Annotated in this window: 27 protein-coding genes; 18 read left to right on the top strand and 9 right to left on the bottom strand. The window is 59.2% G+C overall.

The window, feature by feature from the left end; all coding sequences use genetic code 11:
* Nucleotides 1-50 precede the first annotated feature (50 nt).
* The 8 genes from metG (at nucleotide 51) to KCG87_RS17310 (ending at nucleotide 7,087) form a co-directional block, all read left to right on the top strand.
* Entirely contained in the window at nucleotides 51-2,102 is a 2,052-nt protein-coding gene (gene metG, locus KCG87_RS17345; protein ID WP_134787223.1) for a methionine--tRNA ligase, read from the top strand.
* 132 nt (nucleotides 2,103-2,234) lie between these two features.
* On the top strand, nucleotides 2,235-2,804 hold the full coding sequence (locus KCG87_RS17340; protein ID WP_103367379.1) for an Rnf-Nqr domain containing protein: 570 nt from the start codon (nucleotides 2,235-2,237) through the stop codon (nucleotides 2,802-2,804).
* Nucleotides 2,801-4,015, top strand: a complete 1,215-nt coding sequence (gene rsxB / locus KCG87_RS17335) for an electron transport complex subunit RsxB (RefSeq protein WP_210558471.1) — start codon at nucleotides 2,801-2,803, stop codon at nucleotides 4,013-4,015. Before KCG87_RS17340 ends, rsxB begins: the two co-directional genes overlap by 4 nt.
* Nucleotides 4,002-4,985 carry an RnfABCDGE type electron transport complex subunit D gene (locus KCG87_RS17330; RefSeq protein ID WP_210558473.1) on the top strand — a complete coding sequence of 328 codons (984 nt, stop codon included), beginning with the start codon at nucleotides 4,002-4,004 and terminating at the stop codon, nucleotides 4,983-4,985. Before rsxB ends, KCG87_RS17330 begins: the two co-directional genes overlap by 14 nt.
* On the top strand, nucleotides 4,982-5,587 hold the full coding sequence (locus KCG87_RS17325) for an RnfABCDGE type electron transport complex subunit G (protein WP_210558475.1): 606 nt from the start codon (nucleotides 4,982-4,984) through the stop codon (nucleotides 5,585-5,587). Before KCG87_RS17330 ends, KCG87_RS17325 begins: the two co-directional genes overlap by 4 nt.
* Complete coding sequence (locus KCG87_RS17320) at nucleotides 5,584-6,165, top strand: Rnf-Nqr domain containing protein (RefSeq protein WP_210558476.1); 582 nt, start codon at nucleotides 5,584-5,586, stop codon at nucleotides 6,163-6,165. Before KCG87_RS17325 ends, KCG87_RS17320 begins: the two co-directional genes overlap by 4 nt.
* Nucleotides 6,162-6,800, top strand: coding sequence for an endonuclease III (gene nth / locus KCG87_RS17315; RefSeq protein ID WP_003227707.1), 639 nt, complete (start codon nucleotides 6,162-6,164; stop codon nucleotides 6,798-6,800). Before KCG87_RS17320 ends, nth begins: the two co-directional genes overlap by 4 nt.
* Before the next feature lie 107 nt (nucleotides 6,801-6,907).
* Nucleotides 6,908-7,087: a hypothetical protein gene (locus tag KCG87_RS17310; protein ID WP_027612063.1), complete on the top strand. Its 180-nt coding sequence runs from the start codon at nucleotides 6,908-6,910 to the stop codon at nucleotides 7,085-7,087.
* Nucleotides 7,088-7,174: 87 nt separating this feature from the next.
* Here KCG87_RS17310 and KCG87_RS17305 read toward each other — a convergent pair whose 3' ends face one another.
* Nucleotides 7,175-7,801, bottom strand: coding sequence for a response regulator transcription factor (locus tag KCG87_RS17305; RefSeq protein WP_003227711.1), 627 nt, complete (start codon nucleotides 7,799-7,801; stop codon nucleotides 7,175-7,177).
* 505 nt (nucleotides 7,802-8,306) lie between these two features.
* Here KCG87_RS17305 and KCG87_RS17300 point away from each other — a divergent pair.
* Nucleotides 8,307-9,011 carry a hypothetical protein gene (locus tag KCG87_RS17300; RefSeq protein WP_210558479.1) on the top strand — a complete coding sequence of 235 codons (705 nt, stop codon included), beginning with the start codon at nucleotides 8,307-8,309 and terminating at the stop codon, nucleotides 9,009-9,011.
* A 150-nt stretch (nucleotides 9,012-9,161) separates the two neighbouring features.
* On the opposite strand, the gene KCG87_RS17295 is transcribed toward KCG87_RS17300, so the two are convergent.
* Nucleotides 9,162-10,379 carry an argininosuccinate synthase gene (locus KCG87_RS17295; RefSeq protein WP_027612065.1) on the bottom strand — a complete coding sequence of 406 codons (1,218 nt, stop codon included), beginning with the start codon at nucleotides 10,377-10,379 and terminating at the stop codon, nucleotides 9,162-9,164.
* A 129-nt stretch (nucleotides 10,380-10,508) separates the two neighbouring features.
* Nucleotides 10,509-11,417: an OmpA family protein gene (locus KCG87_RS17290; protein ID WP_098965368.1), complete on the bottom strand. Its 909-nt coding sequence runs from the start codon at nucleotides 11,415-11,417 to the stop codon at nucleotides 10,509-10,511.
* 160 nt (nucleotides 11,418-11,577) lie between these two features.
* On the opposite strand from KCG87_RS17290, the gene pyrC reads away from it, so the two are divergent.
* Both pyrC and rnt read left to right on the top strand, forming a co-directional pair.
* The gene (pyrC, locus tag KCG87_RS17285; protein WP_098965370.1) at nucleotides 11,578-12,624 is read left to right on the top strand and encodes a dihydroorotase; all 1,047 of its coding nucleotides are present in this window, start codon (nucleotides 11,578-11,580) and stop codon (nucleotides 12,622-12,624) included.
* A complete protein-coding gene (gene rnt / locus KCG87_RS17280; protein WP_007963973.1) occupies nucleotides 12,621-13,298 on the top strand; it encodes a ribonuclease T in 678 nt (225 codons plus the stop codon). The genes pyrC and rnt overlap by 4 nt, the downstream gene beginning before the upstream one ends.
* Before the next feature lie 74 nt (nucleotides 13,299-13,372).
* On the opposite strand, the gene KCG87_RS17275 is transcribed toward rnt, so the two are convergent.
* Nucleotides 13,373-13,975, bottom strand: a complete 603-nt coding sequence (locus KCG87_RS17275) for a peroxiredoxin (protein ID WP_007963972.1) — start codon at nucleotides 13,973-13,975, stop codon at nucleotides 13,373-13,375.
* 313 nt (nucleotides 13,976-14,288) lie between these two features.
* Between KCG87_RS17275 and KCG87_RS17270 the strand changes: the two genes are divergently transcribed.
* Both KCG87_RS17270 and bfr read left to right on the top strand, forming a co-directional pair.
* The gene (locus KCG87_RS17270; protein ID WP_003227725.1) at nucleotides 14,289-14,507 is read left to right on the top strand and encodes a bacterioferritin-associated ferredoxin; all 219 of its coding nucleotides are present in this window, start codon (nucleotides 14,289-14,291) and stop codon (nucleotides 14,505-14,507) included.
* Nucleotides 14,508-14,709: 202 nt separating this feature from the next.
* The gene (gene bfr / locus KCG87_RS17265; RefSeq protein WP_003227727.1) at nucleotides 14,710-15,183 is read left to right on the top strand and encodes a bacterioferritin; all 474 of its coding nucleotides are present in this window, start codon (nucleotides 14,710-14,712) and stop codon (nucleotides 15,181-15,183) included.
* Nucleotides 15,184-15,315: 132 nt separating this feature from the next.
* On the opposite strand, the gene grxD is transcribed toward bfr, so the two are convergent.
* The 3 genes from grxD to KCG87_RS17250 form a co-directional block, all read right to left on the bottom strand.
* Complete coding sequence (gene grxD, locus KCG87_RS17260; RefSeq protein ID WP_003227729.1) at nucleotides 15,316-15,657, bottom strand: Grx4 family monothiol glutaredoxin; 342 nt, start codon at nucleotides 15,655-15,657, stop codon at nucleotides 15,316-15,318.
* Between the two features lie 97 nt (nucleotides 15,658-15,754).
* Nucleotides 15,755-17,860, bottom strand: a complete 2,106-nt coding sequence (locus KCG87_RS17255) for a molybdopterin oxidoreductase family protein (RefSeq protein WP_134787229.1) — start codon at nucleotides 17,858-17,860, stop codon at nucleotides 15,755-15,757.
* Nucleotides 17,861-17,994: 134 nt separating this feature from the next.
* On the bottom strand, nucleotides 17,995-18,285 hold the full coding sequence (locus KCG87_RS17250; protein ID WP_027612069.1) for a hypothetical protein: 291 nt from the start codon (nucleotides 18,283-18,285) through the stop codon (nucleotides 17,995-17,997).
* Between the two features lie 403 nt (nucleotides 18,286-18,688).
* On the opposite strand from KCG87_RS17250, the gene argF reads away from it, so the two are divergent.
* Nucleotides 18,689-19,609: an ornithine carbamoyltransferase gene (argF, locus tag KCG87_RS17245; RefSeq protein WP_047296204.1), complete on the top strand. Its 921-nt coding sequence runs from the start codon at nucleotides 18,689-18,691 to the stop codon at nucleotides 19,607-19,609.
* Nucleotides 19,606-20,715, top strand: a complete 1,110-nt coding sequence (locus tag KCG87_RS17240; RefSeq protein WP_096795147.1) for an ABC transporter ATP-binding protein — start codon at nucleotides 19,606-19,608, stop codon at nucleotides 20,713-20,715. The genes argF and KCG87_RS17240 overlap by 4 nt, the downstream gene beginning before the upstream one ends.
* A 121-nt stretch (nucleotides 20,716-20,836) precedes the next feature.
* Here the strand turns inward: KCG87_RS17240 and KCG87_RS17235 are convergent, their stop codons facing one another.
* Both KCG87_RS17235 and ybaK read right to left on the bottom strand, forming a co-directional pair.
* A complete protein-coding gene (locus KCG87_RS17235; RefSeq protein ID WP_123588589.1) occupies nucleotides 20,837-21,619 on the bottom strand; it encodes a PhzF family phenazine biosynthesis protein in 783 nt (260 codons plus the stop codon).
* 95 nt (nucleotides 21,620-21,714) lie between these two features.
* Nucleotides 21,715-22,185 (bottom strand): Cys-tRNA(Pro) deacylase, encoded by a 471-nt coding sequence (ybaK, locus tag KCG87_RS17230; protein WP_003227741.1) that lies wholly within the window; start codon nucleotides 22,183-22,185, stop codon nucleotides 21,715-21,717.
* A 362-nt stretch (nucleotides 22,186-22,547) separates the two neighbouring features.
* On the opposite strand from ybaK, the gene KCG87_RS17225 reads away from it, so the two are divergent.
* The 3 genes from KCG87_RS17225 to KCG87_RS17215 all read left to right on the top strand — a co-directional run bounded on the left by KCG87_RS17225 (nucleotide 22,548) and on the right by KCG87_RS17215 (nucleotide 25,974).
* Nucleotides 22,548-23,399 carry an MIP/aquaporin family protein gene (locus KCG87_RS17225; protein WP_027612073.1) on the top strand — a complete coding sequence of 284 codons (852 nt, stop codon included), beginning with the start codon at nucleotides 22,548-22,550 and terminating at the stop codon, nucleotides 23,397-23,399.
* 78 nt (nucleotides 23,400-23,477) lie between these two features.
* Complete coding sequence (gene glpK, locus KCG87_RS17220) at nucleotides 23,478-24,980, top strand: glycerol kinase GlpK (protein WP_027612074.1); 1,503 nt, start codon at nucleotides 23,478-23,480, stop codon at nucleotides 24,978-24,980.
* A gap of 238 nt (nucleotides 24,981-25,218) precedes the next feature.
* Nucleotides 25,219-25,974: a DeoR/GlpR family transcriptional regulator gene (locus KCG87_RS17215; protein ID WP_007916700.1), complete on the top strand. Its 756-nt coding sequence runs from the start codon at nucleotides 25,219-25,221 to the stop codon at nucleotides 25,972-25,974.
* Nucleotides 25,975-26,069 lie beyond the last annotated feature (95 nt).

Raw genomic sequence — 26,069 nt, 5'->3', positions numbered from 1 at the left:
CAGCGCTTTATAGTGGCCGACCTCCGTTTCATCAAGTAGCGAAGCCCCACATGTCCGAACCACGCAAGATCCTCGTCACCAGCGCCCTGCCCTACGCCAACGGTTCGATTCACCTTGGCCATATGCTGGAATACATCCAGACCGATATGTGGGTGCGCTTCCAGAAGCATCGCGGCAATCAATGCATCTATGTCTGTGCCGACGACGCCCACGGTTCGGCGATCATGCTGCGCGCGGAAAAGGAAGGCATCACCCCGGAACAACTGATCGCCAACGTGCAGGCTGAACACAGCGCCGACTTTGCCGAGTTCCTGGTCGACTTCGACAACTTCCACTCCACTCACGCCGAAGAAAACCGTGAGCTGTCGAGCCAGATCTATCTGAAGCTGCGTGACTCCGGGCACATTGCCCAGCGCTCGATCACCCAGTATTTCGATCCGGAAAAGAAAATGTTCCTGGCCGACCGCTTCATCAAGGGCACCTGCCCGAAATGCGGCACCGAAGACCAATACGGCGACAACTGCGAAAAATGCGGTGCGACCTACGCGCCAACCGATCTGAAGGATCCGAAGTCGGCGATCTCCGGCGCCACTCCGGTGCTCAAGGATTCCCAGCATTTCTTCTTCAAACTGCCAGACTTCCAGCAGATGCTGCAGACCTGGACCCGCAGCGGCACCTTGCAGGACGCCGTGGCCAACAAGATCGCCGAGTGGCTGGACGCCGGCCTGCAGCAGTGGGACATCTCCCGCGATGCGCCGTACTTCGGTTTCGAGATCCCGGGCGAGCCGGGCAAGTATTTCTATGTATGGCTGGACGCGCCGATCGGCTACATGGCCAGCTTCAAGAACCTCTGCAACCGCACGCCGGAGCTGGACTTCGACGCGTTCTGGGGCAAGGACTCCACCGCCGAGCTGTACCACTTCATCGGCAAGGACATCGTCAACTTCCACGCCCTGTTCTGGCCCGCCATGCTCGAAGGCGCCGGTTTCCGCAAGCCGACCGGGATCAACGTGCACGGCTACCTGACCGTCAACGGCCAGAAGATGTCCAAGTCCCGTGGCACTTTCATCAAGGCCCGTACCTACCTGGATCACCTGTCGCCGGAATACCTGCGCTACTACTACGCGGCCAAACTGGGCCGTGGCGTCGATGACCTCGATCTGAACCTCGAAGACTTCGTGCAGAAGGTCAACTCCGACCTGGTCGGCAAAGTGGTCAACATCGCCAGCCGTTGCGCCGGTTTCATCCACAAGGGCAACGGCGGCCTGCTGGTCGACAACAACGCTGCGCCAGAGCTGACCGAAGCGTTCCTCGCTGCGGCGCCAAGCATTGCCGACGCCTATGAAGCGCGCGACTTTGCCCGCGCCATGCGTGAAACCATGGCCCTGGCCGACCGCGCCAACGCCTGGATCGCCGACAAGGCCCCATGGTCGTTGAACAAGCAGGAGGGCAAGCAGGATGAAGTCCAGGCGATCTGCGCCACCGGCATCAACCTGTTCCGCCAGCTGGTGATCTTCCTCAAACCGGTGCTGCCACTGCTGGCCGCCGACGCCGAGGCATTCCTCAACGTCGCCCCGCTGACCTGGAACGACCACACCACGCTGCTGGCCAACCATCAGCTCAATGAATTCAAGCCGTTGATGACTCGCATCGACCCGGTAAAAGTGCAAGCCATGACCGACGCCTCGAAAGAAGACCTGACCGCCAGCCAGACCGACACTGGCGCTGCCGCGCCTGCGGGCAACGGCGAACTGGCCAAGGATCCGCTGTCGCCGGAAATCGACTTCGACACCTTTGCTGCCGTCGACCTGCGCGTGGCTTTGATCGTCAAGGCTGAACACGTGGAAGGTGCGGACAAGCTGCTGCGCCTGACGCTGGACATCGGTGACGAGCAGCGCAACGTGTTCTCCGGGATCAAGAGCGCTTACCCGGATCCGTCGAAACTCGACGGTCGCCTGACCATGATGATCGCCAACCTCAAGCCGCGGAAAATGAAGTTCGGTATTTCCGAAGGCATGGTGATGGCCGCCGGCCCTGGCGGTGAAGAAATCTACCTGCTGAGCCCGGACAGCGGCGCCAAGCCGGGTCAACGCATCAAGTAAGACCCAGCGCTGAAACGATCCCACAGGCATGTTCTGCAGGCCTGTGGGATTTTTCATATCTGGCCCACCCATCGCGGGTGCCGGATAATGCCTAACCTTAAGTGACACCCGCCCGTTGCTGCCGGCAGAACCATGACCGAACTTGCGCTTACGCTGATCAGTGCCGCCCTGCTCAACAACTTCGTGTTGCACTGGCCGCTGGGTGTCGATCCGCTGCTGGCCGGCAGTCGGCGCCAGGTGCATGCGCTGGGGTTGGCGACGGCGTGCCTGATGCTGAGCGTCGGCTTCATCGGGTACGTGCTCTGGCACTGGCTACTGGTGCCGCTGCAATTGCAGGCACTGCAGCTGTTTGTATTCTTGCCGCTCAGCGTGCTGCTGATCGCGCCGCTGCTGAAGCTGTTGGCTCGTGCGCTGCCAGACTGGCCGTTCGACGGACTGTGGCCGCTATTGCTGGGTAATGCCGGCGTACTGGGGCTGGCCTTGATCAACGCGCAAAATGATCGCGGCCTGCTGCAAGCAACAGCGCTGAGCATCGGCGCCGGGCTGGGTTTCTGGCTGGTGCTGAGCCTGTTCAGCGACTTGCGTGAACGCACGGCGGACAACGACATTCCCCTGCCCTTTCGCGGCTTGCCGATCGACCTGATCGGCGCCGGACTGATCGCAGTGATTTTTCTCGGATTCAGTGGACTGATCAAAACATGAGTCTGATTCAACTCATCGATGCCCTCCTGCCGCAGACCCAATGCGGCAAATGCGGCCACCCCGGGTGCAAGCCGTATGCGCAAGGCATCGTCGATGGCGAACCGATCAACAAGTGCCCGCCCGGCGGTGACGAAACCGTCGCCGCCCTGGCTGAACTGTTGAACGTGCCGGTGCTGGAACTGGACGTCAGCCGTGGCTCGGCACCGCCACAAGTGGCGTACATCCGCGAGGCCGAGTGCATCGGCTGCACCAAGTGCATCCAGGCCTGCCCGATCGACGCCATCGTCGGCGCGGCGAAACTGATGCACACCGTACTGATCGACGAATGCACCGGTTGCGACCTGTGCGTGGCGCCGTGCCCGGTGGACTGCATCGAAATGCATCCGCTGCCACTCGGCACCTTGCCGGTGGTCGGTGGCCTGGCTTCCAGCCTTGAAGAACTGCGCGCACGCGCGGCCAAACGCGATCATGCGCGCCAGCATTTTGAACGCCGCAACGCCCGCCTGCAGCGCGAAGAACAGCAGAAACAGGCTGAGCGCGAAGCCCGGGCGCAGCGTGCAGCGCAACCGGCGGTGGTTACTCTCGATCCGGTGCAGGCCGCTCTGGAACGGGTGCGCGCGCAGAAAGCCGCAACCGCCGACGCGGCATTGAAAAAAGCCAAGATCGATGTCGCCATGAGTCGCGCGCAATTGCACAAATCGCTGAAAGCCTTCGGCCATCCGCCGACCTTCGAACAGCAATCGCAACTGATCGTGTTGCAACAGCAGTTTGAAGCCGCCGAACAGGCGTTGGCGAAACTCGAAAGCAGCGCCGCCACCGCTCCAGCCGCTGCGGCCCCGGTTCCGGCGAAAGACGCCGACCTGAAACGGGCGAAAATCCAGTTGGCGATGCGGCGCGCCGAATTGAAAAAGGCCCAGACCGCCGAAGCGCCAGCCGAGCAAATTGCCACGCTGGAACAGGCACTGCGTGACGCCGAGCAAGCCCTTCACGCCGCCGAGACGGCGAGCGAGCAGCCTGCGCCTGACCTGCTGCGGGTGGAAAAGCGCCCGATCGACAATCAGCTCCGCCAGTTGAAAACCGAACTGGCCTACGCCCGCGCCGACCTGAACAAACTCGAACGCCGCGCCGACACGCCGGGCGAAGTCCTCGACAAGGCCCGCGCTCGCCTGCAGGCCGCCGAGCGTCAGGTGCAAGATCATGTCGCCCCGTGAAGCACCGGATGATCGCCTGCAACAGGCGATGAAGCGGGTGCTGCTGGCCACGCTGCCGGGGCTGTTGGCGTTGTTCTGGTTCTACGGCTGGGGCGTGTTGATCAACCTGATCCTGGCGGCGAGCACCGCGCTGCTGATCGAGGCCGGCGTCGCCCGCCTGCGCCGACAACCACTGCAACCAACGCTCAGCGATGGCAGCGCACTGGTCAGCGCGACACTGCTGGCCGCCGCCCTGCCACCCTATTGCCCATGGTGGCTGACAGTTACGGCGGTGGCTTCGGGCCTGCTGTTCGGCAAACATTTATACGGTGGCATCGGCAAGAATCCGTTCAATCCGGCCATGCTCGGTTTCGCCCTGGCGATGCTGCTGTTCCCGCAGCCAATGACCCACTGGCCGGCGCATGGCATGAGTCTGCAGGCCGCTTTTGCACAGGTCCTGAATCTGGGTCAGGCCCCGGATGCCTGGGTTCAAGCCACCGCGCTGGACAGCCTGCGCATCAACAAAAGTCTGACCATGGATGAATTGTTCGCGGCCAATCCGGCGTTCGGCCGTTTCGGTGGACGCGGCGTGGAGTGGATCAATCTGGCGTTTCTCGCCGGTGGACTGTTTTTATTGCAGCGCCGGGTGATTGCCTGGCAAGCGCCAGTTGGCATGCTGACCAGCCTGTTTGTAGTCAGCCTGCTCTGCTGGAACGGTTCGGGTTCCGATTCCCACGGCTCGCCGCTGTTTCATCTGCTGAGCGGCGCGACCATGCTCGGTGCCTTTTTCATCATTACCGAACCGGTATCCGGCGCCAAAAGTTCGCTGGCCCGGCTGCTGTTCGGCGTAGGTGTCGGCTTGCTGACCTACCTGATCCGCACCTGGGGCGGCTACCCGGACGGTGTCGCGTTTGCCGTGTTGCTGATGAATCTGTGTGTACCGGCTCTGGAACGTTTTGCCGCTGCCCGCCAGACGCAGGTGCAATCATGAGCCGCGCAGCTGCTTTCGTGGCGCTTGTGCTGCTGGCCGGTGCCGGTCTCGGCCTGACCTATGTCGTGCAGCGCGCCAGTGCGCCGCAGATTGCCAGCGAGCAACGCCTACTCGACAGCCGCAAATTGCTGGATCTACTCGCGACCGATGCCTACGACAATCAGCCGCTGGAGCAGCCGCTGGCGCTGACTGATACAACGTTGAGCCACAGCACGCTGCTGGCTGGTTACCGCGCAAGCAAATCCGGTCAGCCAGTGGCAGTGTTGTTGCGCACCCAGACCGAGGGCTATGCCGGCGCTATCGAACTGCTGATCGCCATCGATGCCAACGGCAGACTGCTGGGGGTAAAAACCCTGCGGCACAACGAAACCCCGGCGCTCGGCGGACTTATCGGCGACTGGCCGAACCAATGGCTGGCGACTTTTACCGGTAAATCACGCAACGCACCTGACGACGCAGGCTGGGCGCTGAAAAAAGATCAGGGACAGTTCGATCAACTGGCCGGGGCAACCGTCACTTCCCGGGCCACCGTCAATGCCATTCATGACGCCCTGCGTTACTTTGATGAGCACCGCGCAACCTTGCTGGGGAGCGGATCATGATCCGGCCAACGAATCTGACAAACACGTTGATGCTGATGCTGCTGCTTGGCACCAGCGCGACATTGGCTGGCGCGCTGGGCATGCTGTTGATGTCGAGCGTTGTGGTGGTGGTTTACGGCGCATGCATCGGCCCGCTGCGCTCACGGTTGTCTGGCAACAACCTGATGCTGGCCAGTCTGCTGCTGGCCGCCGCCCTGACCAGTTGCGCCAATATCCTCGCGCAGCGCTGGGCGTTGCAGTGGCAACAGTCAGTCGGAATCTATGCCGGGCTGATCGCCTTGCAATGCGTAGTGCTGGAATACAATGGATTCTTTCGTCAGGCATTTGGCCTGCGCCTGACGTTTTTTGGCCTGTCGAGCGGGCTGCTACTGGCGCTGGCGGTACTGCGTGAACTGTTCGGCCAGGGCCACATCGGCCGTGGCCTGTCGGAACACTGGCAAGGCCTGGTTCTGTTCAGCGACGGGCTGCACTTGCTCACCCTGGTTCCCGGCGCCTTCATCGTGCTCGGACTACTGCTCGCCGCCCGCCAGGCCTGGACCCGCTCGACCGCTCTCTCCAAGGAAACACATCACCCATGAATGCCGCCAAACGTCTGGAAATTTTCCGCAGACTTCATGAAGACAATCCCGAGCCGAAGACCGAGCTGGCCTATTCCTCACCGTTCGAGTTGTTGATCGCGGTCATTCTTTCGGCGCAGTCAACTGACGTCGGCGTCAACAAGGCTACGGCCAAACTGTTCCCGGTGGCCAATACCCCGGCGGCGATCCACGCGCTGGGCGTCGAAGGGCTGTCCGAATACATCAAGACCATCGGCCTCTATAACAGCAAAGCGAAAAACGTGATCGAGACCTGTCGCATGCTGGTCGAGTTGCACAATGGCGAAGTCCCGCAGACGCGTGAAGAACTGGAAGCGCTGCCCGGCGTCGGTCGCAAGACGGCCAACGTGGTCCTCAATACCGCTTTTCGCCAGTTGACCATGGCGGTCGACACGCACATTTTTCGCGTGAGCAACCGCACCGGCATTGCCCCGGGTAAAAATGTGGTTGAAGTGGAAAAGAAGCTGATGAAGTTTGTGCCAAAAGACTACCTGCTGGACTCCCACCACTGGCTGATTCTGCACGGTCGCTATGTGTGCCTGGCGCGCAAGCCACGCTGTGGCAGCTGCCGCATCGAAGATTTGTGTGAGTACAAACACAAAACCTCGGACGATTGATTGGCTATTGGAATAATTGATTCTTCGATTGAAAAAATCTTTTTTACCCGCAGCAGGAATATCGATATAAGGGGCGCCAAAGGCAGTCTTAGCCTGGAGTTCACCTTATGACTGACAGCAAAGAACAACTGGACGTAGATGAAGATTTTACCGTTGTGGATACCGACGACGCCGAACCGGTGGTCGAGGTCGCCAAGACCAATCTGAGTAAACGTCGCACCATCGATAACCTGCTTGAGGAGCGCCGACTGCAAAAGCAGTTGGCCGATTACGATTTTGATCTCTGACACTTGAAAGCCTCCCGAACCGGAGGCTTTTTACTTTCTGCTGAATCCGACACTGAGCGGCCCATGCCCCGTCGGTATTCCTGATCATCAGACCAGTCCGTTGCGTTGTGCCAATTCAATCAGGTCCACCAGCGAGCGGGCATTGAGCTTCAATAACAGACGGGTCTTGTAAGTGCTGACCGTCTTGTTGCTGAGAAACATGCCGTCGGCGATTTCCTTGTTGGTCTTGCCACGCGCCAATTGCTGCAACACCATCATTTCCCGCCCGGAGAGGCGATCCACCATATCGGCCTCACTGGCATTACCAAGACTGGTACGCACGGTGTGCAGGGCCTGGTTTGGAAAATAGCTGTAGCCGGACAGTACCGCTTTGATCGCACTCAGCAACTCAGTCAAATCCTGTTGCTTACATACATAACCCGCAGCACCTGACTGCATGCAGCGCATTGAAAAATGACCCGGTGCCTGGGAGGTCAACACCAGTACTTTCAACGGCATGGGTGTCGAGTTCAGACGCGCAATAACTTCAAGACCATCGAGTTTCGGTATTCCAATATCCAGAATAACGATATCCGGCATCTGTTCACGCGCAAGTTGCAAAGCATCCACACCATTATCCGTTTCTGCAATGACTTCGTAGCCATGACGCTCCATCAGCATACGCACAGCAAGACGAATGACGGGATGATCATCCACGATCAGCACTTTATTCATGGGCAAGTCCAGTTTCGCTGTTCGAATTTTTAGAGCACGCACAATAGCCCAGTCACTTCTGACATGGCACAAGAGAGTTTCATTGCAATCCCAGCAAAAGACATTCCCTACAGCAAATAAAGATTATTCCTACAAAAAAACCCATACGGCCGACTTTCAAATGGTATGACGTATCTTCTGGCCTTCACATCGACGCAAAAAACATGTCGTCCTGAAAGCCACGCAAACTCTACTTTCGAGGCAGACGGCTCAGCGAGCGGCTGAAAAAACGCGATAATCCATTGACTGCACATCGCTACACAGCGCCAGCCCCGGCAGCTTATAAGTTGAAAAAAACAACGTAAAACCAATCAAAAATACTTTGATAAATCAACATCTGAAACAAGATACTTCTATCCAAGCGTTATCATTTAATATAAAAATTATCTCGACCAGCAAGTTGCAACACCCCATACAAAACAACTCAACATACGTATTGGAAATACATAATTAATGAGCACATCCCATGATAAAAATCAGAAGAAAAATAACCAACCCCATGACTGTAATTGCGATATTTGCATTTATTTCCGAATCATCGGCTGCCATTTCCTTACCCTTTCTTGATAACGCCGAAAGAGAAGTCTACATCTGGTTCCTGATCAGCTTTCCGTTTTACTTGCTATTGCTATTCTTTTTAACGCTGAACTTCAACTACCGTTCGCTCTATGCGCCCTCGGACTTCGATAAGGACGACAGTTTTCTAAAAAGTTTCGAGGAGTTGAAACAGCCCGAGCTCCACTCCTGTTCGCCTCCAGCAAGAGCGTCTGTGGTAGGCGAAGTATCAACTGCCAACGGATTGGAGTGGACGTTGTCTGTACATAGCGTTGACCTCAGGCAACTCCCTCCTTGCAGCGCTGACGAATCCTGCCCGGAGCGACCGTGGATTGAGCACAACATTCAGCTGCCTAAATCCATCGGCACATTGTGCGCCATAGACGTACGTCGGTTGAGTAGCCCACAGGCGTTCAATGCACTGGCAGAACACTTTCCGCATCTTGGCAAACACTCAGCCAAGGCAGTGGTATTTTTGACCGACTCTGCGTGCGACGTTTTGCTCAAGCAAATTATCCCGAGCCTTATCAAACAGTCGAAAAAAAGCGGAGGCGCCAAACTTCTCGTTGCTTACAACGTGAGCACACAAAGCACCACGGTTTTGAGAGGAGCATGAGCGCAGAGTAGATGCCTGAAGTGGACATTCAAGAAAATGCTGGAGTTGGCGGCAATGACCAAAGCTCTGGATTAACGTCAGACAAACACAGAAAAGAAAATGGCGGCATTGTCATTGAGACAAGCCGCCATTTTTACAGCCCTGCAAGGCTTAGAACAGCTTGCGGCCTTTGTTGGCAGCAATGCGCATGCGCAGCGCGTTGAGCTTGATGAAGCCCGCCGCGTCGGCCTGGTTGTAAGCGCCGCCGTCTTCTTCGAAGGTGGCGATGTTGGCGTCGAACAGCGAGTCGTCGGACTTGCGGCCGGTAACGATCACGTTGCCCTTGTACAGTTTCAGGCGAACCACACCGTTCACGTTGACCTGCGAAGCATCGATCATCTGTTGCAGCATCAGACGCTCCGGGCTCCACCAGTAACCGGTGTAGATCAGGCTGGCGTATTTCGGCATCAGCTCGTCTTTGAGGTGAGCGACTTCGCGGTCCAGGGTGATCGATTCAATGGCGCGGTGCGCGCGCAGCATGATCGTGCCGCCCGGGGTTTCGTAGCAGCCACGGGACTTCATGCCCACGTAACGGTTTTCAACGATGTCCAGACGACCGATACCGTGAGCGCCACCGATCTTGTTCAGCGTTGCCAGTACGGTGGCCGGAGTCATTTCGACGCCGTCCAGCGCGACGATGTCGCCGTTGCGGTAGGTCAGTTCCAGGTATTGCGGGGTGTCGGGAGCCTTCTCCGGGGAGACGGTCCAGCGCCACATGTCTTCTTCGTGCTCGGTCCAGGTGTCTTCCAGCACGCCGCCTTCATAGGAGATGTGCAGCAGGTTGGCGTCCATCGAGTAAGGGGACTTCTTCTTGCCATGACGCTCGATCGGGATCGCGTGCTTCTCGGCGTAGTCCATCAGCTTCTCGCGCGACAGCAGGTCCCACTCGCGCCAAGGGGCAATCACTTTCACGCCAGGCTTGAGTGCGTAGGCACCCAGTTCGAAACGCACCTGGTCGTTGCCCTTGCCGGTGGCACCATGGGAAATGGCGTCGGCGCCGGTTTCGTTGGCGATTTCGATCAGGCGTTTGGCGATCAGCGGACGTGCGATGGAAGTACCCAGCAGGTACTCGCCTTCGTAAACGGTGTTGGCGCGGAACATCGGGAACACGAAATCACGCACGAATTCTTCGCGCAGGTCGTCGATGTAGATTTCTTTGACGCCCATGGCCTGAGCCTTGGCGCGAGCCGGCTCGACCTCTTCGCCCTGACCCAGGTCAGCAGTGAAGGTCACCACTTCACAGTTATAAGTATCCTGCAGCCACTTGAGGATCACCGAAGTGTCCAGGCCGCCGGAATACGCCAGAACGACCTTGTTTACGTCCGCCATGCCATCACTCCACGGGGTTCTACGGAAAGCCGAGGAGTCTACCGCTCAAATCCGATAATTTACAGAGGCGCGACAGCTTAAGACGACAAAGCGACAGAATCTGTCGACAGCGCGACGATGACCGGCGGGTCAGGAAGTCGCCGCAGCGTTGGCAGGTGTGCTGGCTTGCGGTGCTGGCGCGGTAGTCGGCGCCACTCGTGCAAGCTTCACGCTGACCCGGCGATTCTTCGCCCGGTTGGCCGCATTGTTGTTCGGCACCAGCGGGTATTGCTCGCCGTGGAAACGCACGGTGATCTGCGATTCGGCGATGCCGTTGGCCTTGAAAAAGTCGACCACCGCCAGCGCGCGACGACGCGACAGCTCACGGTTGGTCAGACGGTTGCCGCTGTTGTCGGAATAGCCATCCAGTTCGATGTGATTGACCGTCGGATCGGCCTTCATGAACTCGAGCATCACCTGCAGCCTGGCCTTGGCGGCGGCATCCAGATCGGTGCCTTCGCCAGGGAAGCCGATCTGCGATTGCTTCACCTGATCGAAATTCTGCGGCAGCAACTTCGCCACACACGTCTGGTAATCATTGAACGCTTTGCTGAACTTCACCGGCAGCAGACGCACTTCCGAAACCCGGCCATCGCCAGACGCACGGCGCACCACCGGACTGCGACCGTCCAGCAAACCGCTGATCAGCCCGCCGGCCTGCGATTGCGAACTGTTGAACAGCACGTTGCCGGTGCCGATCCTGACGCTGCCCAGATTGATGTCGTTGCGCCCCGGCTGCCATGGCGCCGCCGCCGCAAGCAACGTCGCCGAACCGCCGCCGAGCATGGCGTTGTAGGCATTGAGGCGGAATATCGCTTGTTCGCCGGCCTTACGCACGAACTGGCCCGAGCCGAAATCGGTGATCGGCTGGGTCAGGCGGCACTCGAACTTGTCGCCCTCGACCGTCCACTCAATGTTCTCCAGACGCGTCTGGTAGGTCAGCGCCATCGCAGGGAGGCTGGCAAACACACTGAGCAAGGCTAAATATCGCTGGCGCACGGGAGGCTCCATTGGCTTCTGTAACACAAAGACCGATTCACACTATGTTTACGGCATACCTACGGGATATCGGAAGGTTCCTGCAAAACTTGATAGCGGGTGCCTGCAAGAGTCTTTTCCGGTAGCATTCCCCTCAGTTTGACCCGCCTGGAATCCCCTCATGTCCGACCGCCTGACCCTGCTGCGTCCCGACGACTGGCACATTCATCTTCGCGATGGTGCCGTGTTGACCAATACCGTTGCCGATGTTGCGCGCACCTTTGGCCGCGCCATCATCATGCCCAACCTGGTACCACCGGTGCGCAACGCCGCTGAAGCCGACGGCTATCGCCAGCGGATTCTCGCTGCCCGCCCGGCCGGCAGTCGCTTCGAACCGCTGATGGTGCTGTACCTCACCGACCGCACCCAGCCCGAAGAAATTCGTGAGGCCAAGGCCAGCGGTTTCGTGCACGCCGCCAAACTGTACCCGGCCGGCGCCACCACCAACTCCGATTCCGGCGTGACCAGCATCGACAAGATCTTCCCGGCGCTGGAAGCCATGGCTGAAGTCGGCATGCCGCTACTGATCCACGGCGAGGTCACCCGTGGCGATGTCGACGTCTTCGACCGCGAAAAGATCTTCATCGATGAGCACATGCGCCGTGTGGTCGAGCGTTTCCCGACGCTCAAAGTGGTGTTCGAACACATCACCACCGGCGACGCGGTGCAGTTCGTCAACGAGGCTTCGGCCAACGTCGGCGCCACCATCACCGCGCATCACCTGCTGTACAACCGCAACCACATGCTGGTGGGCGGGATCCGGCCGCACTTCTATTGCCTGCCGATCCTCAAGCGCAATACCCATCAGGAAGCCCTGCTCGACGCCGCCACCAGCGGCAGCGCGAAGTTCTTCCTCGGCACCGACTCGGCGCCGCACGCCCAGCATGCCAAGGAAGCCGCCTGCGGCTGCGCCGGCTGCTACACCGCGTACGCCGCCATCGAGCTGTACGCCGAAGCGTTCGAACAGCGCAACGCGTTGGACAAGCTCGAAGCGTTCGCCAGCCTCAACGGCCCGCATTTCTACGGTCTGCCGACCAACACCGATCGCATCACCCTGGTTCGCGAAGAATGGACCGCCCCGACCAGCCTGCCATTTGGCGAGCTGACCGTTATTCCGCTGCGCGCCGGTGAAAAACTGCGCTGGCGCCTGCTGGAGGAACACGCGTGAGTGAAGACCATTTCGACGACGAACTGGACGGTCAAGGTGGCGGCGGCGGTTCCCGTCACCCAATGGCAGCGCGTTTTCGCGGTTACCTGCCGGTTGTCGTCGACGTAGAGACCGGTGGCTTCAATTCGGCCACCGACGCTCTGCTGGAGATTGCCGCGACCACCATCGCCATGGACGAAAAGGGTTTCGTTTACCCGGACCACACCTACTTCTTCCGTGTCGAACCTTTCGAAGGCGCCAACATCGAAGCGGCAGCGCTGGAATTCACCGGCATCAAGCTCGACCATCCGCTGCGCATGGCCGTCAGCGAAGAAACTGCGCTGACCGACATCTTCCGTGGCATCCGCAAGGCGCTGAAGGCCAACGGCTGCAAGCGCGCGATTCTGGTCGGCCACAACAGCAGCTTCGACCTGGGCTTCCTGAATGCTGCGGTTGCGCGTCTGGACATGAAGCGCAACCCGTTCCACCCGTTCTCCAGCTTCGACACCGCGACACTGGCCGGTCTGGCTTACGGTCAAACCGTCCTGGCCAAAGCCTGTCAGGCAGCGGACATCGACTTCGACGGCCGTGAAGCGCATTCGGCGCGTTACGACACCGAGAAGACTGCCGAGCTGTTCTGCGGCATCGTCAACCGCTGGAAACAGATGGGCGGCTGGGAAGACTTCGACGACTGATCCTCGTCGGGTATTTCCCGCGCATAAAAAAACCGGCCACATGGGCCGGTTTTTTTGTACCGCGACGTTGCGCCTTACAGGGCTGCAGCGTTCTCGGTCAGGTAAGCCGCAACGCCTTCTGGCGAAGCGTTCATGCCTTTGTCACCTTTTTTCCAGTTGGCAGGGCAGACTTCGCCGTGCTCTTCGTGGAATTGCAGCGCGTCGACCAGACGGATCAGCTCTTCCATGTTACGGCCCAGCGGCAGGTCGTTGATGATCTGCGAGCGAACAACACCCTTGTCGTCGATCAGGAACGCGCCACGGAAAGCCACGCCGCCTTCGGACTCAACGTCGTAGGCCTTGGCGATTTCGTGCTTCATGTCGGCAGCCATGGTGTATTTCACCTGGCCGATGCCGCCATTGTTGACCGGAGTGTTGCGCCAGGCGTTGTGGGTGAAGTGCGAGTCGATCGACACGGCAACCACTTCCACGTTGCGCGCCTTGAAGTCGGCCATGCGGTTGTCCAGAGCGATCAGCTCGGACGGGCAGACGAAGGTGAAGTCCAGTGGGTAGAAGAACACCAGGCCGTATTTGCCTTTGATGGCCGAGGACAGGGTGAAGCTGTCAACGATCTCGCCATTGCCGAGTACGGCCGGGACGGTGAAGTCTGGGGCTTGTTTGCCTACGAGTACGCTCATGGATATCTCCTGGTGAATAACTTGAAGTTCAGGGCCCGGGCCAGCCTGCCACCTTGAGGCGACAGCCCTGTGACACGAACCCTCTTCGCAAGGGCCGACCATCATACACTGCGTTTTTCGCCTGTCCTTAACGGTTTTTTGCCCAAGGCGGATAACGGACCAGCATTTTCGGGGCCAGGCAATTCGCCATTAATCACCGTTCGTCAGTGACCGGCCTTTCGATCGAAAACCATTCAGAAAGCACTTTGACAATCATTCTCGTTAACATTAAGATCCATCGCAATTGAGTCACAACCAGCGACGGTTCTCACTTATGTATGTTTGTCTCTGCACTGGCGTCACCGACGGACAAATCCGCGAAGCGATCTATGAAGGTTGCTGCAGCTACAAAGAAGTCCGCCAGGCCACCGGCGTCGCCAGCCAATGCGGCAAATGTGCGTGCCTTGCCAAGGAAGTGGTTCGCGAAACCCTGACCAAGCTGCAAACCGCTCAGGCTGCGATCCCCTACCCTGTAGAATTTACGGCGGCATAATTACCCCCCCATTTCAAAAAACCGGGCATATGTCCGGTTTTTTTATGCCCGCAAATCAAGCGCTTAGGCGTTAGACGCGGAACACAAACATTCTTATTCAGATTTAATTTCATTTATTATTCAATAACTTAGGTTTGACACTTATAAGTACCAAGCTCAAACTCCGCCTTATATACAGCTAATACAGGGCAGGACTCCCATCATGAAAGGCGACATTACAGTCATCCAGCATCTCAACAAGATCCTTGCCAATGAACTGGTCGCGATCAATCAGTACTTCCTGCATGCACGCATGTATGAAGATTGGGGCCTGAACAAGCTGGGCAAGCACGAGTACCACGAATCCATCGACGAGATGAAACACGCGGACAAGCTGATCAAGCGCATTCTGTTCCTCGAAGGCCTGCCGAACGTGCAGGATCTGGGCAAGCTGCACATCGGCGAGCACACCCAGGAGATGCTGGAATGTGACCTGCGTATCGAGAAGACCGGCCACGCCGATCTGAAAGCCGCCATCGCCCATTGCGAATCGGTTGGCGACTTTGGCAGCCGTGAACTGCTCGAAGACATTCTCGAATCCGAAGAAGAGCATATCGACTGGCTGGAAACCCAACTGGGCCTGATCGATAAAGTCGGTCTTGAGAACTATCTGCAATCGCAGATGGGCGAAGAGTAAATAAGCGCCCGCTGAATTCGCGACACTAAAAAGCCCCGCCCTCTTTCGAGATGCGGGGCTTTTTATTGGCAAATCCCGGATCAGATGCAGATCCCTGTGGGAGCGAGCTTGCTCGCTCCCACAAAAGCCGGATCAGGCTTCGGACTTGGCCGCAGCAGCCTTGGCCGATGCTTCCTTGACCAGAGTCTGCAGCTCACCGTTGGCGAACATTTCAGCCATGATGTCGCTACCGCCGACCAGCTCACCGCCGACCCACAGTTGCGGGAAAGTCGGCCAGTTGGCGTACTTTGGCAGGTTGGCGCGGATTTCCGGGTTCTGCAGGATGTCGACGTAGGCGAACTTCTCGCCACAGCCCATTACAGCCTGCGCAGCTTTCGCGGAGAAGCCACACTGCGGGGCATTCGGCGAGCCTTTCATGTAAAGCAGAATGGTGTTGTTGGCAATCTGCTCTTTAATCGTTTCGATGATATCCATGGAGCACCTCGGCTGAACTTTCCGACTCATGGGTCGGCACGGTGACGCATTGTAACGGAATCCCGAGCGCCATGCTCGGTCTCCCCGACGGTCACGTTCAGGCCGCCGCCACCGTCACCGGTACGCCATTGAGCGCGGCGTTACCCGACAACTCGTCGAGCTGGCATTCATCGGTCAGGTCGTTGGCACTCGATCCCGGCTGCCCACTGGCGATTGCCATTTGCACGCCCGGCCGAGCATGTCCCCAACCGTGCGGCAGGCTGACCACGCCCTTCATCATGTCCAGACTGCCGAGCACCTCGACCTCGATCTGCCCTACCCGCGAGCTGACGCGAACTAACTGACCATCGTTGAGCCCACGGCTGGCGAGGTCATCCGGGTGCATCAGCAATTGATGCCGTGGCTTGCCCTTCACCAGACGATGATAGTTATGCATCCACGAATTGTTGCTGCGCACATGGCGCCGGCCGATCATCAGCAGCTCATCGGCCGCCGGCGCCTGCAAGGCCGCAAAGCGTGCGAGATCGGCGAGAATTTCCGGCGGCGCAGCCTGCACCCGTTGATTCGGCGTCTTGAGGCGTGCAGCCAGATTAGGCTTCAACGCCCCAAGATCAATCCCGTGCGGATGATCGAACAATGTCGCCAATGACAGCTTTTGCTCGGACGCATCGCCATACAGGCCCATGCGCAGCCCCATGTCGATCATCTTCGCCGGCGGCATCGTCGGTTTCAGCTCCTTGCCGGTCTTCTCGGCAAACGCCTTGGCTAGACCGACAAAGATCTCCCAGTCGTGTAATGCGCCCTCGGGCTTGGCGAGAATCGCCCGGTTGAAGCGGGTGACGTTGCGTACCGCGAATAGATTGAAAGTAGTGTCGTAATGATCGTTCTCCAGCGCCGAGGTCGACGGCAGAATCAGATCGGCGTAGCGCGTGGTTTCGTTAATGTACAGGTCGATGCTGAGCATGAACTCCAGACCATCGAGCGCCTGCTCCAGTTGCCGGCCGTTCGGCGTCGACAACACCGGATTGCCGGCCACGGTGATCAGTGCGCGAATCTGCCCTTCGCCTTCGGTGAGCATCTCTTCGGCCAGCGCCGACACCGGCAACTCGCCGCCGTACTCGGGTCGCCCGGAGACCCGGCTTTGCCATTTGTTGAAATGCCCGCCCGAGGTCGATGCCACCAGATCCACCGCTGGCTCTGTGCACAAGGCACCGCCGACGCGATCGAGATTGCCAGTCACCAGATTGATCAACTGCACGACCCAATGGCATAGCGTGCCGAAGGCCTGAGTGGAAACGCCCATCCGGCCGTAGCAAACAGCGCTTGGTGCAGCGGCGAAGTTCCGGGCCAGTTGGCGGATCTGTTCAGCGGGAACGGCGCACAGCGGGCTCATGGCTTCGGCAGTGAAGGTTGCGACGGCTGCGCGCACTTCATCAAGGCCATCAACCGGCAAGTGGCTGTCACGGGTCAGCCCTTCGCTGAAAAGCGTATTGAGTAAGCCAAACAACAGCGCCGCGTCGCCACCCGGCCGCACAAACAAGTGCTGATCGGCGATAGCTGCCGTTTCGCTGCGCCGGGGATCGACCACCACCACTTTGCCGCCACGCGCCTGAATCGCCTTCAGGCGTTTCTCGACATCCGGCACGGTCATGATGCTGCCGTTCGATGCCAGCGGGTTGCCGCCGAGGATCAGCATGAAATCGGTGTGATCGATGTCCGGGATCGGCAGCAGCAAGCCATGGCCGTACATCAGGTAACTGCTCAGGTGATGCGGCAACTGATCGACCGAAGTCGCCGAGAAGCGATTGCGCGTCTTCAGCAGGCCGAGAAAGTAGTTGCTGTGGGTCATCAGCCCATAGTTGTGCACGCTCGGGTTGCCCTGGTAGACCGCCACCGCATTCTGCCCGTGACGCTCTTGAATCGCCGCCAGACGCTCGGCCACCAGCGCAAAGGCCTCGTCCCACTCGATCGGCAGCCATTCGCTGCCGACCCGGCGCATCGGCTGGCGCAGGCGGTCGGGATCGTTCTGGATGTCTTGCAGGGCTACGGCCTTGGGGCAGATGTGCCCGCGACTGAACGTGTCGAGCGCGTCGCCCTTGATCGAGGTGATCGCGACGTTGCCATCGGTTTCGGTGGTCTCGATGGTCAGGCCGCAGATGGCTTCGCACAGGTGGCAGGCACGGTGATGGAGAGTCTTGGTCATGGCCAGTCTCTGTCTTGTTCTGGGCAGGCAATCAGGCCCGCGGGAACAAAACTATGGCCCCGGCGCAGATCCTGCGCCAGCGACGTTCGTCTTGTGAATCGACGGTTATCAGGCGAGCCGATACACCGCCATGCTCAGTTCGACGGCAGCTGCGGCGGCGCGGCCAACTGAATTTCCTGAATGGTTTCGATCTGCTCGTGGGCAACGTGCACGCCGGTGAGTTCGCCGATCAACCGCCAGTGCTCGTCGAGCCCGGCACTGATGGTCGCCATGCGATCGATCATGTGGCGGCCGGCGGTCTTGACCACTTCGTCCTCGCTGCGCAGCAGCTCGAAAGACATCGAAGTGACCGACGCGGTGAGATGGGTCAGTGAGCGAGCTGTGTGGCCCAACAGTTCCATTAACAGTTTTTCTTTCGATTCCATGCGGAAGCTTCCTGCGTCGCTCGAAACTTATTTATAACCCAGCACTTTGCTTTAGCAAATGTTTCAGTCTGAGCATCCGACCAAGTGATGGCATGGCGCCACGCTCGTAAACCGACCTGGTCGACGTGATCCCCGCCACGCCGCATTGCCAAGCCCCGCGAGGCCGGTGTACAAAGAGGCTTGCTGCTGTCCTGAACCCGGCTTCACATGCGTACTGCAACATCCCGTGCGCCCTCCGAATCCCGCAAAAACCGTAGCCTATTGGCGTAACGCGACATTTAGTGTCAATATCGCGCCTTCCCCAATTTCGTCGCCCCGTGCGGCTTACGCCGCAGGTCTCGCCCGTTGTTCCGTTAAACAAGGCTTTGAGCATCTGCGGTCTGTAGCAAAAAGGTAGTCAATGATGAGCGCAAGGCACTTTCTCTCCCTGATGGATTGCACGCCCGAAGAGCTGGTCAGCGTGATCCGTCGAGGCGTTGAGCTCAAGGACCTGCGTAACCGCGGCGTACTGTTCGAGCCGCTGAAAAACCGCGTCCTGGGGATGATCTTCGAGAAGTCCTCGACCCGTACCCGGATTTCCTTCGAGGCCGGCATGATCCAGCTCGGTGGCCAGGCGATCTTCCTGTCGCCACGCGACACCCAACTGGGCCGTGGCGAGCCGATCGGCGACTGCGCCATCGTCATGTCGAGCATGCTCGACGCGGTGATGATCCGTACCTTTGCCCACAGCACCCTGACCGAATTCGCCGCCAACTCGCGCGTGCCGGTGATCAACGGCCTGTCCGATGACCTGCACCCTTGCCAGTTGCTGGCCGACATGCAGACCTTCCTTGAGCACCGTGGCTCGATCCAGGGCAAGACCGTGGCCTGGATCGGCGACGGCAACAACATGTGCAACAGCTATATAGAAGCGGCGATCCAGTTCGACTTCCAGTTGCGCGTTGCCTGCCCGCAGGGCTACGAGCCTAATCCGGAATTTGTCGCCCGCGCCGGCGATCGCGTGACCATCGTCCGTGATCCGCAAGATGCCGTGCGCGGTGCGCATCTGGTGAGCACCGATGTCTGGACTTCGATGGGTCAGGAAGAGGAAACTGCCAAGCGCCTGAAGTTGTTCGCTCCGTTTCAGGTGACCCGCGCCCTGCTCGATCTGGCGGCCGAAGATGTGCTGTTCATGCACTGCCTGCCGGCGCACCGCGGTGAAGAAATCAGCCTCGACCTGCTTGATGACCCGCGCTCCGTCGCCTGGGATCAGGCAGAAAACCGTCTCCACGCACAGAAGGCCCTGCTCGAGTTCCTCGTCGAACCGGCATATCACCACGCATGAGCCATGAATTACTGCTGAATCTGCGCAACCTCGCTTGCGGCTATCAAGATCAACGCGTGGTGCAGAACCTCAATCTGCACCTCAACGCCGGTGACATCGGCTGCCTGCTCGGCTCGTCCGGCTGCGGCAAGACCACCACCCTGCGCGCGATTGCCGGTTTTGAACCGGTGCATGAAGGGGAAATCACCCTGGGAGGTGAAACCATTTCCAGCGCCGGTTTCACCCTGGCACCAGAGAAACGCCGGATCGGCATGGTGTTTCAGGATTACGCGCTGTTCCCGCACCTGAGTGTTGCAGACAACATCGCCTTCGGTATCCGCAAGCACCCGAACAAGGAGCGCGTCACCGAGGAGCTGCTGGAACTGGTCAATCTGAAGAATCTAGGCAAGCGCTTTCCCCACGAGTTATCGGGTGGCCAGCAACAGCGTGTTGCCCTAGCCCGGGCACTGGCGCCGGAGCCACAATTGCTGCTGCTCGACGAGCCATTCTCCAACCTCGATGGCGAACTGCGGCGCAAGCTCAGCCACGAAGTGCGCGACATCCTCAAGGCCCGTGGCACCAGCGCGATTCTGGTGACTCACGATCAGGAAGAAGCCTTCGCCGTCAGCGATCACGTTGGTGTATTCAAGGAAGGTCGCCTGGAGCAATGGGATACGCCCTACAACCTTTACCATGAGCCGGCGACGCCGTTTGTCGCCAGCTTCATCGGTCAGGGTTATTTCATCCGCGGCCAGCTCGGCAGCCCGGAGTCGGTGCAGACCGAACTCGGCGAACTGCGCGGCAACCGCGCCTACACCTGGCCGGTGGGCGGTGCGGTGGATGTATTGCTGCGTCCGGATGACATCGTTTATGCGCCGGACAGCGGGTTGAAAGCGCGGATCGTCGGCAAGACTTTCCTGGGTGCCTCGACCCTGTATCGCCTGCAACTGCCGACCGGTGCGCAGCTGGAATCGATCTTCCCGAGCCATGCCGACCATCAGGTGGGGGCGGAGGTGGGGATTCGCGTCGCCGCCGAACACCTTGTCCTGTTCCAGGCCAGCGGCAGTACCGCGGCACAAATCCCGGCGGTGGAAAACGGCGTCCGCCGCTACAGCGCCGCCCTCTGATCCGCCCCGGATCAAAACTGTGGGAGCGGGCTTGCTCGCGAATGCGCTGTGTCAGTCAACGAAGAGGTCGTCTGACACCCCGCATTCGCGAGCAAGCCCGCTCCCACAGTTGGTTTTGGGTTCAACCCAGGATCAGCGTGCCGCTTGCCACCAGCGTCGCATTCCCGCCGATCTTCACCCGCTCCCCCTCCAGCCGACAGAACAACTCCCCGCCCCGCGCCGAACGCTGGCACGCGGTCAAACTGGATTTGCCCAAACGTTTCGACCAATACGGAATCAGGCTGCAATGCGTCGAGCCGGTCACCGGATCTTCGTTGATACCAATCGCCGGAGCGAAATAACGCGAGACGAAATCGTGCTGATTGCCGCGCGCCGTCACGATGGCGCCGAGCCACGGCAGTTTCGCCAGCGCTACCATGTCCGGCTTGCAGTCGAGCACTGCCTGCTCCGACTCCAGCACCACAAACAATTCGTTGGAACCGAGCACATCCACCGCCTCGACGCCCAGCGCACGCTCGACATCCAGCGTCACGCCAATTTCTGACGGCACAATCGACGGGAAGTCCAGCCACAGGCGATCGCCCTCGCGGCTGACGCTCAGCGGCCCGGACTTGCAGATGAAGTCCAGTCGCTCGGCATTTTCCTTGTAGACCTCGAACAACACATAGGCGCTGGCCAGTGTGGCATGCCCGCACAGCGGCACCTCGGTGGTCGGGGTGAACCAGCGGATGTGCCACGCCGCGCCTTCGCGCACCACGAACGCGGTTTCTGCCAGATTGTGTTCGGCGGCGATCTTCTGCATCAAATCGTCCGCGAGCCATGCATCGAGCCGATACACCATCGCCGGGTTGCCACTGAACGGCCGATCACTGAACGCATCAACCTGATGAAATTCGAGCTGCATAACCTTCTCCCTAAGTGAATCGGCAGAGCATGCAGCCACGCTGCGCTCAGCGCCAGTGACAGAACCGGGCAATTTTCTTCATACAGAACGCAAGTTCATGCACGACCGATGTCGGCAAATTTGGCTTGGGTGTGTTCAGCCAGAACCGCCGGCGCCAATTCGACTTCCAGACCGCGTCGGCCAGCACTGACATAAATAGTCGCAAAGCCCTGGGCCGAGTTATCGATGAAGGTGCGCAGACGCTTCTTCTGCCCCAGCGGACTGATGCCGCCCAACAGGTAACCGGTGGAACGCTGTGCCGCAGCCGGGTCAGCCATTTCGACTTTCTTCACGCCCGCCGCGTGTGCCAGACCTTTGAGATCAAGACTTCCGACGACCGGCACCACCGCCACCAGCAATTCACCTTTTTCGCTGGCAGCGAGCAGCGTCTTGAACACCTGCGCCGGCTCCAGCGCCAGTTTCTCGGCGGCCTCCAGCCCATAGGACGCGGCCTTGGGATCATGTTCGTAACTGTGCACGCGATGTTCGGCACGAACTTTTTTCAACAAGTCCAACGCAGGGGTCATGGCAGCTCCAGGCTCGGCATCAACAGAAAAATCCTGCGCCGGATTCTAGGCCATCACATCGCAAAAGGCTCTAGCGCGAGCCCCGTTTTCCGGGCGTTGCAGGCGAATCGCCGGACTATCGCCGCCATCTTCCGCAGGATCATTCAGCAGGCTGATAGTTTAATTGTGACCGATGGTTCACTTTCGACCTTTGACAGGTTTGTTTCTTGTCTATATTTTTTCGAATCTGAATAATGTAAGAATTATCATCACCGCAGCACCCAGCAGTAAACCGGGAACAGGATGGGGATCCTGCCCCGGGGAAAATCGCGCCTTGCCCTGACGGCAAATGCGCCAGACAACAACAAAAATCGAGGTTTTCAATGACAACTGCTTTACAGCAACCATCGCTTTCCGGCCAATGCCTGGCCGAGTTTCTGGGGACTGCACTTCTGATCTTTTTCGGCACTGGCTGTGTCGCCGCGCTCAAAGTCGCGGGCGCCAGCTTCGGTCTGTGGGAAATCAGCATTATCTGGGGCGTCGGCGTGAGCATGGCGATCTACTTGACCGCCGGGGTTTCCGGCGCGCATCTGAACCCCGCCGTGAGCATTGCCCTGAGCATTTTCGCCGACTTCGAAAAGCGCAAACTGCCGTTCTATATCCTGTCGCAGATCGCCGGCGCGTTTTGCGGTGCGCTGTTGGTGTACACGCTGTACAGCAATCTATTCTTCGATTACGAACAAACTCACCACATGGTGCGTGGCACCGCCGCCAGCCTTGAGTTGGCCTCGGTGTTCTCGACCTTCCCCAATCCGGTACTGTCCACCGCTCAGGCATTCCTGGTCGAGATGATCATCACCGCGATCCTGATGGGCGTGATCATGGCCCTGACCGATGACAACAACGGTCTGCCGAAAGGCCCGATGGCTCCGCTGCTGATCGGCTTGCTGATCGCCGTGATCGGCAGCTCGATGGGCCCGCTGACCGGTTTTGCGATGAACCCGGCGCGTGACTTCGGTCCGAAACTGATGACTTTCTTCGCCGGCTGGGGTGAAATTTCCTTCACTGGCGGCCGCGATATTCCGTACTTCCTGATTCCGATTTTTGCACCGATTGTCGGTGCCTGCCTCGGCGCTGCCGGGTATCGCGGGCTCATCGCCCGTCACCTGACCGGCGCCACACCTGCTACAAAGGATGCAGAACCGGCCATTGACGGCAAACCAAGAACTTCTTGAAACAGTCGGCGCGGGCTCCTGCCCTTTTAGAGCCCGCGCCACGGCCCACTCTCCCTTATTTCGTCCAAGGCAATCGACATGACCGACATTCAGAATAAGAACTACATCATTGCCCTCGATCAGGGTACGACCAGCTCCCGCGCGATCATTTTCGACCGCGATGCGAACGTGGTCTGCACCGCCCAGCGCGAATTCGCCCAGCACTATCCGCAAGCCGGTTGGGTCGAACACGATCCAATGGAAATATTTGCGACCCAGAGCGCGGTAATGGTCGAAGCACTGGCCCAGGCCGGTCTGCATCACGATCAGGTCGCCGCCATCGGTATCACCAACCAGCGTGAAACCACCGTGGTCTGGGACAAGACCACCGGTCGTCCGGTGTACAACGCCATCGTCTGGCAGTGCCGCCGCAGCACCGAGATCTGCCAGCAGCTCAAGCGCGATGGCCACGAAGAGTACATCCGCGACAACACCGGTCTGGTTACCGACCCGTACTTCTCCGGCACCAAGCTGAAGTGGATCCTCGACAACGTCGAAGGCAGCCGCGAGCGTGCGCGCAACGGCGAACTGCTGTTCGGCACCGTCGATAGCTGGCTGATCTGGAAATTCACCGGCGGCAAGGTACACGTCACCGACTACACCAACGCCTCGCGCACCATGCTCTTCAACATCCATTCGCTGGAGTGGGATTCGAAGATGCTGGAAATCCTCGACATCCCGCGCGAAATGCTCCCGGAAGTCAAAGCCTCTTCGGAAATCTACGGTCGCACCAAGAGCGGCATCGCCATCGGCGGTATCGCCGGTGACCAGCAAGCGGCACTGTTCGGCCAGATGTGCGTCGAGCCGGGCCAGGCTAAAAACACCTACGGCACCGGCTGCTTCCTGCTGATGAACACCGGCGACAAAGCGGTGAAATCGCAACACGGCATGCTCACCACCATCGCTTGCGGCCCGCGTGGCGAAGTGGCTTACGCCCTGGAAGGCGCGGTGTTCAACGGCGGTTCGACCGTGCAGTGGCTGCGCGATGAACTGAAGATCGTCAACGACGCTCACGACACCGAATACTTCGCCAATAAAGTGAAGGACAGCAACGGCGTGTACCTGGTACCGGCCTTCACCGGTCTGGGCGCTCCGTACTGGGACCCGTATGCCCGCGGTGCACTGTTCGGCCTGACGCGCGGCGTGCGCGTGGATCACATCATCCGCGCCGCGCTGGAATCGATCGCCTACCAGACCCGCGACGTGCTCGACGCCATGCAACAGGACTCCGGCGAACGCCTCAAGGCCCTGCGCGTGGACGGCGGCGCGGTCGCGAACAACTTCCTCATGCAGTTCCAGGCCGACATCCTCGGCACCCAGGTCGAGCGTCCGCAAATGCGTGAAACCACTGCACTCGGCGCGGCGTACCTGGCCGGTCTGGCGTGCGGTTTCTGGGGCAGCCTCGACGAACTGCGCGGCAAGGCCGTGATCGAGCGTGAGTTCGAACCGAGCCTGGACGAAGCCGAGAAAGAGAAGCTGTACAAAGGCTGGAAAAAAGCCGTCAGCCGCACCCGTGACTGGGCACGTGAAGACGCTGAATAAGCCAGTCTGAAGACTGACTTAAGCTGTCCAAACAGCGTGAAAGCGTAGCGAGCGAAGGCAAGACAAGGCAAAAACAGGCGAGGACGCGGAGTTTACGGGTTTGTAAATGAGCAGTCCGAGCCTGTTTTTAACGCAGGATTGCCGAGCGCAGTAGCTTTCACGTTGTTTGGAAACTGGTCGGGAGGAGATTCCTGCGTCATCATGGGCAAATTTTGCACGGCAGCCCAAAGGAAGCCCCATGAATCTGCCTCCCCGTCAGCAGCAAATCCTCGAGCTGGTCCGCGAACGCGGCTATGTGAGCATCGAGGAAATGGCCACGCTGTTCGTTGTTACCCCGCAAACCATCCGCCGCGATATCAATCAGCTCGCGGAAGCCAATCTGTTGCGTCGCTACCATGGCGGCGCGGCCTATGACTCCAGCGTCGAAAACACCGCCTATGCGATGCGCGCCGACCAGATGCGCGACGAAAAACAACGCATTGGCGAAGCCATCGCCGCGCAGATCCCCGATCACGCCTCGCTGTTCATCAACATCGGCACCACCACCGAATCGATTGCCCGCGCCCTGCTCAATCACAACCATCTGAAGATCATCACCAACAACCTGCACGTCGCCTCGATGCTCAGTGCCAAGGATGATTTCGATGTGCTGCTGACCGGCGGCAACGTGCGCCGTGACGGCGGTGTGGTGGGTCAGGCGAGCGTGGACTTCATCAACCAGTTCAAGGTCGATTTCGCACTGGTGGGTATCAGCGGCATCGACGAAGACGGCAGCCTGCTCGACTTCGATTATCAGGAAGTGCGCGTGTCGCAGGCGATCATTGCCAATGCGCGGCAGGTGATTCTGGCGGCGGACTCGAGCAAGTTCGGGCGCAATGCGATGATTCGATTGGGTCCGATCAGCCTGATCGACTGCCTGGTGACCGATCAGCAGCCAGTGCCGGCACTGGCGCAACTGCTGAGCCAGCACAAAATTCGTCTGGAAGTCGTTTAAACCCGTTCAACATCCCCTGTGGCGAGGGGATTTATCCCCGATGGGCTGCGAAGCAGTCCTAAAACCACCCAATGCGGTGTGCCTGAGACTCCACG

The sequence above is a fragment of the Pseudomonas sp. MWU347 genome (assembly GCF_017947305.1).
Classification (GTDB): domain Bacteria; phylum Pseudomonadota; class Gammaproteobacteria; order Pseudomonadales; family Pseudomonadaceae; genus Aquipseudomonas; species Aquipseudomonas putida_A.
The sequence above is the reverse complement of the archived record's forward strand: the minus strand, read 5'-3'. Positions and strand labels throughout refer to the sequence as shown.

What these genes read in the sequence shown, in the direction of transcription:
- KCG87_RS17295 (WP_027612065.1), bottom strand. Translation starts at nt 10,379, where the DNA reads ATGGCGGACGTAAACAAGGTCGTTCTGGCGTATTCCGGCGGCCTGGAC.
- KCG87_RS17310 (WP_027612063.1), top strand. Translation starts at nt 6,908, where the DNA reads ATGACTGACAGCAAAGAACAACTGGACGTAGATGAAGATTTTACCGTT.
- KCG87_RS17330 (WP_210558473.1), top strand. Translation starts at nt 4,002, where the DNA reads ATGTCGCCCCGTGAAGCACCGGATGATCGCCTGCAACAGGCGATGAAG.
- KCG87_RS17320 (WP_210558476.1), top strand. Translation starts at nt 5,584, where the DNA reads ATGATCCGGCCAACGAATCTGACAAACACGTTGATGCTGATGCTGCTG.
- KCG87_RS17255 (WP_134787229.1), bottom strand. Translation starts at nt 17,860, where the DNA reads ATGACCAAGACTCTCCATCACCGTGCCTGCCACCTGTGCGAAGCCATC.
- KCG87_RS17240 (WP_096795147.1), top strand. Translation starts at nt 19,606, where the DNA reads ATGAGCCATGAATTACTGCTGAATCTGCGCAACCTCGCTTGCGGCTAT.
- KCG87_RS17250 (WP_027612069.1), bottom strand. Translation starts at nt 18,285, where the DNA reads ATGGAATCGAAAGAAAAACTGTTAATGGAACTGTTGGGCCACACAGCT.
- argF (WP_047296204.1), top strand. Translation starts at nt 18,689, where the DNA reads ATGAGCGCAAGGCACTTTCTCTCCCTGATGGATTGCACGCCCGAAGAG.
- pyrC (WP_098965370.1), top strand. Translation starts at nt 11,578, where the DNA reads ATGTCCGACCGCCTGACCCTGCTGCGTCCCGACGACTGGCACATTCAT.
- KCG87_RS17300 (WP_210558479.1), top strand. Translation starts at nt 8,307, where the DNA reads ATGATAAAAATCAGAAGAAAAATAACCAACCCCATGACTGTAATTGCG.
- bfr (WP_003227727.1), top strand. Translation starts at nt 14,710, where the DNA reads ATGAAAGGCGACATTACAGTCATCCAGCATCTCAACAAGATCCTTGCC.
- KCG87_RS17225 (WP_027612073.1), top strand. Translation starts at nt 22,548, where the DNA reads ATGACAACTGCTTTACAGCAACCATCGCTTTCCGGCCAATGCCTGGCC.
- KCG87_RS17235 (WP_123588589.1), bottom strand. Translation starts at nt 21,619, where the DNA reads ATGCAGCTCGAATTTCATCAGGTTGATGCGTTCAGTGATCGGCCGTTC.
- KCG87_RS17270 (WP_003227725.1), top strand. Translation starts at nt 14,289, where the DNA reads ATGTATGTTTGTCTCTGCACTGGCGTCACCGACGGACAAATCCGCGAA.
- metG (WP_134787223.1), top strand. Translation starts at nt 51, where the DNA reads ATGTCCGAACCACGCAAGATCCTCGTCACCAGCGCCCTGCCCTACGCC.
- KCG87_RS17340 (WP_103367379.1), top strand. Translation starts at nt 2,235, where the DNA reads ATGACCGAACTTGCGCTTACGCTGATCAGTGCCGCCCTGCTCAACAAC.
- KCG87_RS17325 (WP_210558475.1), top strand. Translation starts at nt 4,982, where the DNA reads ATGAGCCGCGCAGCTGCTTTCGTGGCGCTTGTGCTGCTGGCCGGTGCC.
- glpK (WP_027612074.1), top strand. Translation starts at nt 23,478, where the DNA reads ATGACCGACATTCAGAATAAGAACTACATCATTGCCCTCGATCAGGGT.
- KCG87_RS17215 (WP_007916700.1), top strand. Translation starts at nt 25,219, where the DNA reads ATGAATCTGCCTCCCCGTCAGCAGCAAATCCTCGAGCTGGTCCGCGAA.
- nth (WP_003227707.1), top strand. Translation starts at nt 6,162, where the DNA reads ATGAATGCCGCCAAACGTCTGGAAATTTTCCGCAGACTTCATGAAGAC.
- rsxB (WP_210558471.1), top strand. Translation starts at nt 2,801, where the DNA reads ATGAGTCTGATTCAACTCATCGATGCCCTCCTGCCGCAGACCCAATGC.
- KCG87_RS17275 (WP_007963972.1), bottom strand. Translation starts at nt 13,975, where the DNA reads ATGAGCGTACTCGTAGGCAAACAAGCCCCAGACTTCACCGTCCCGGCC.
- grxD (WP_003227729.1), bottom strand. Translation starts at nt 15,657, where the DNA reads ATGGATATCATCGAAACGATTAAAGAGCAGATTGCCAACAACACCATT.
- ybaK (WP_003227741.1), bottom strand. Translation starts at nt 22,185, where the DNA reads ATGACCCCTGCGTTGGACTTGTTGAAAAAAGTTCGTGCCGAACATCGC.
- KCG87_RS17305 (WP_003227711.1), bottom strand. Translation starts at nt 7,801, where the DNA reads ATGAATAAAGTGCTGATCGTGGATGATCATCCCGTCATTCGTCTTGCT.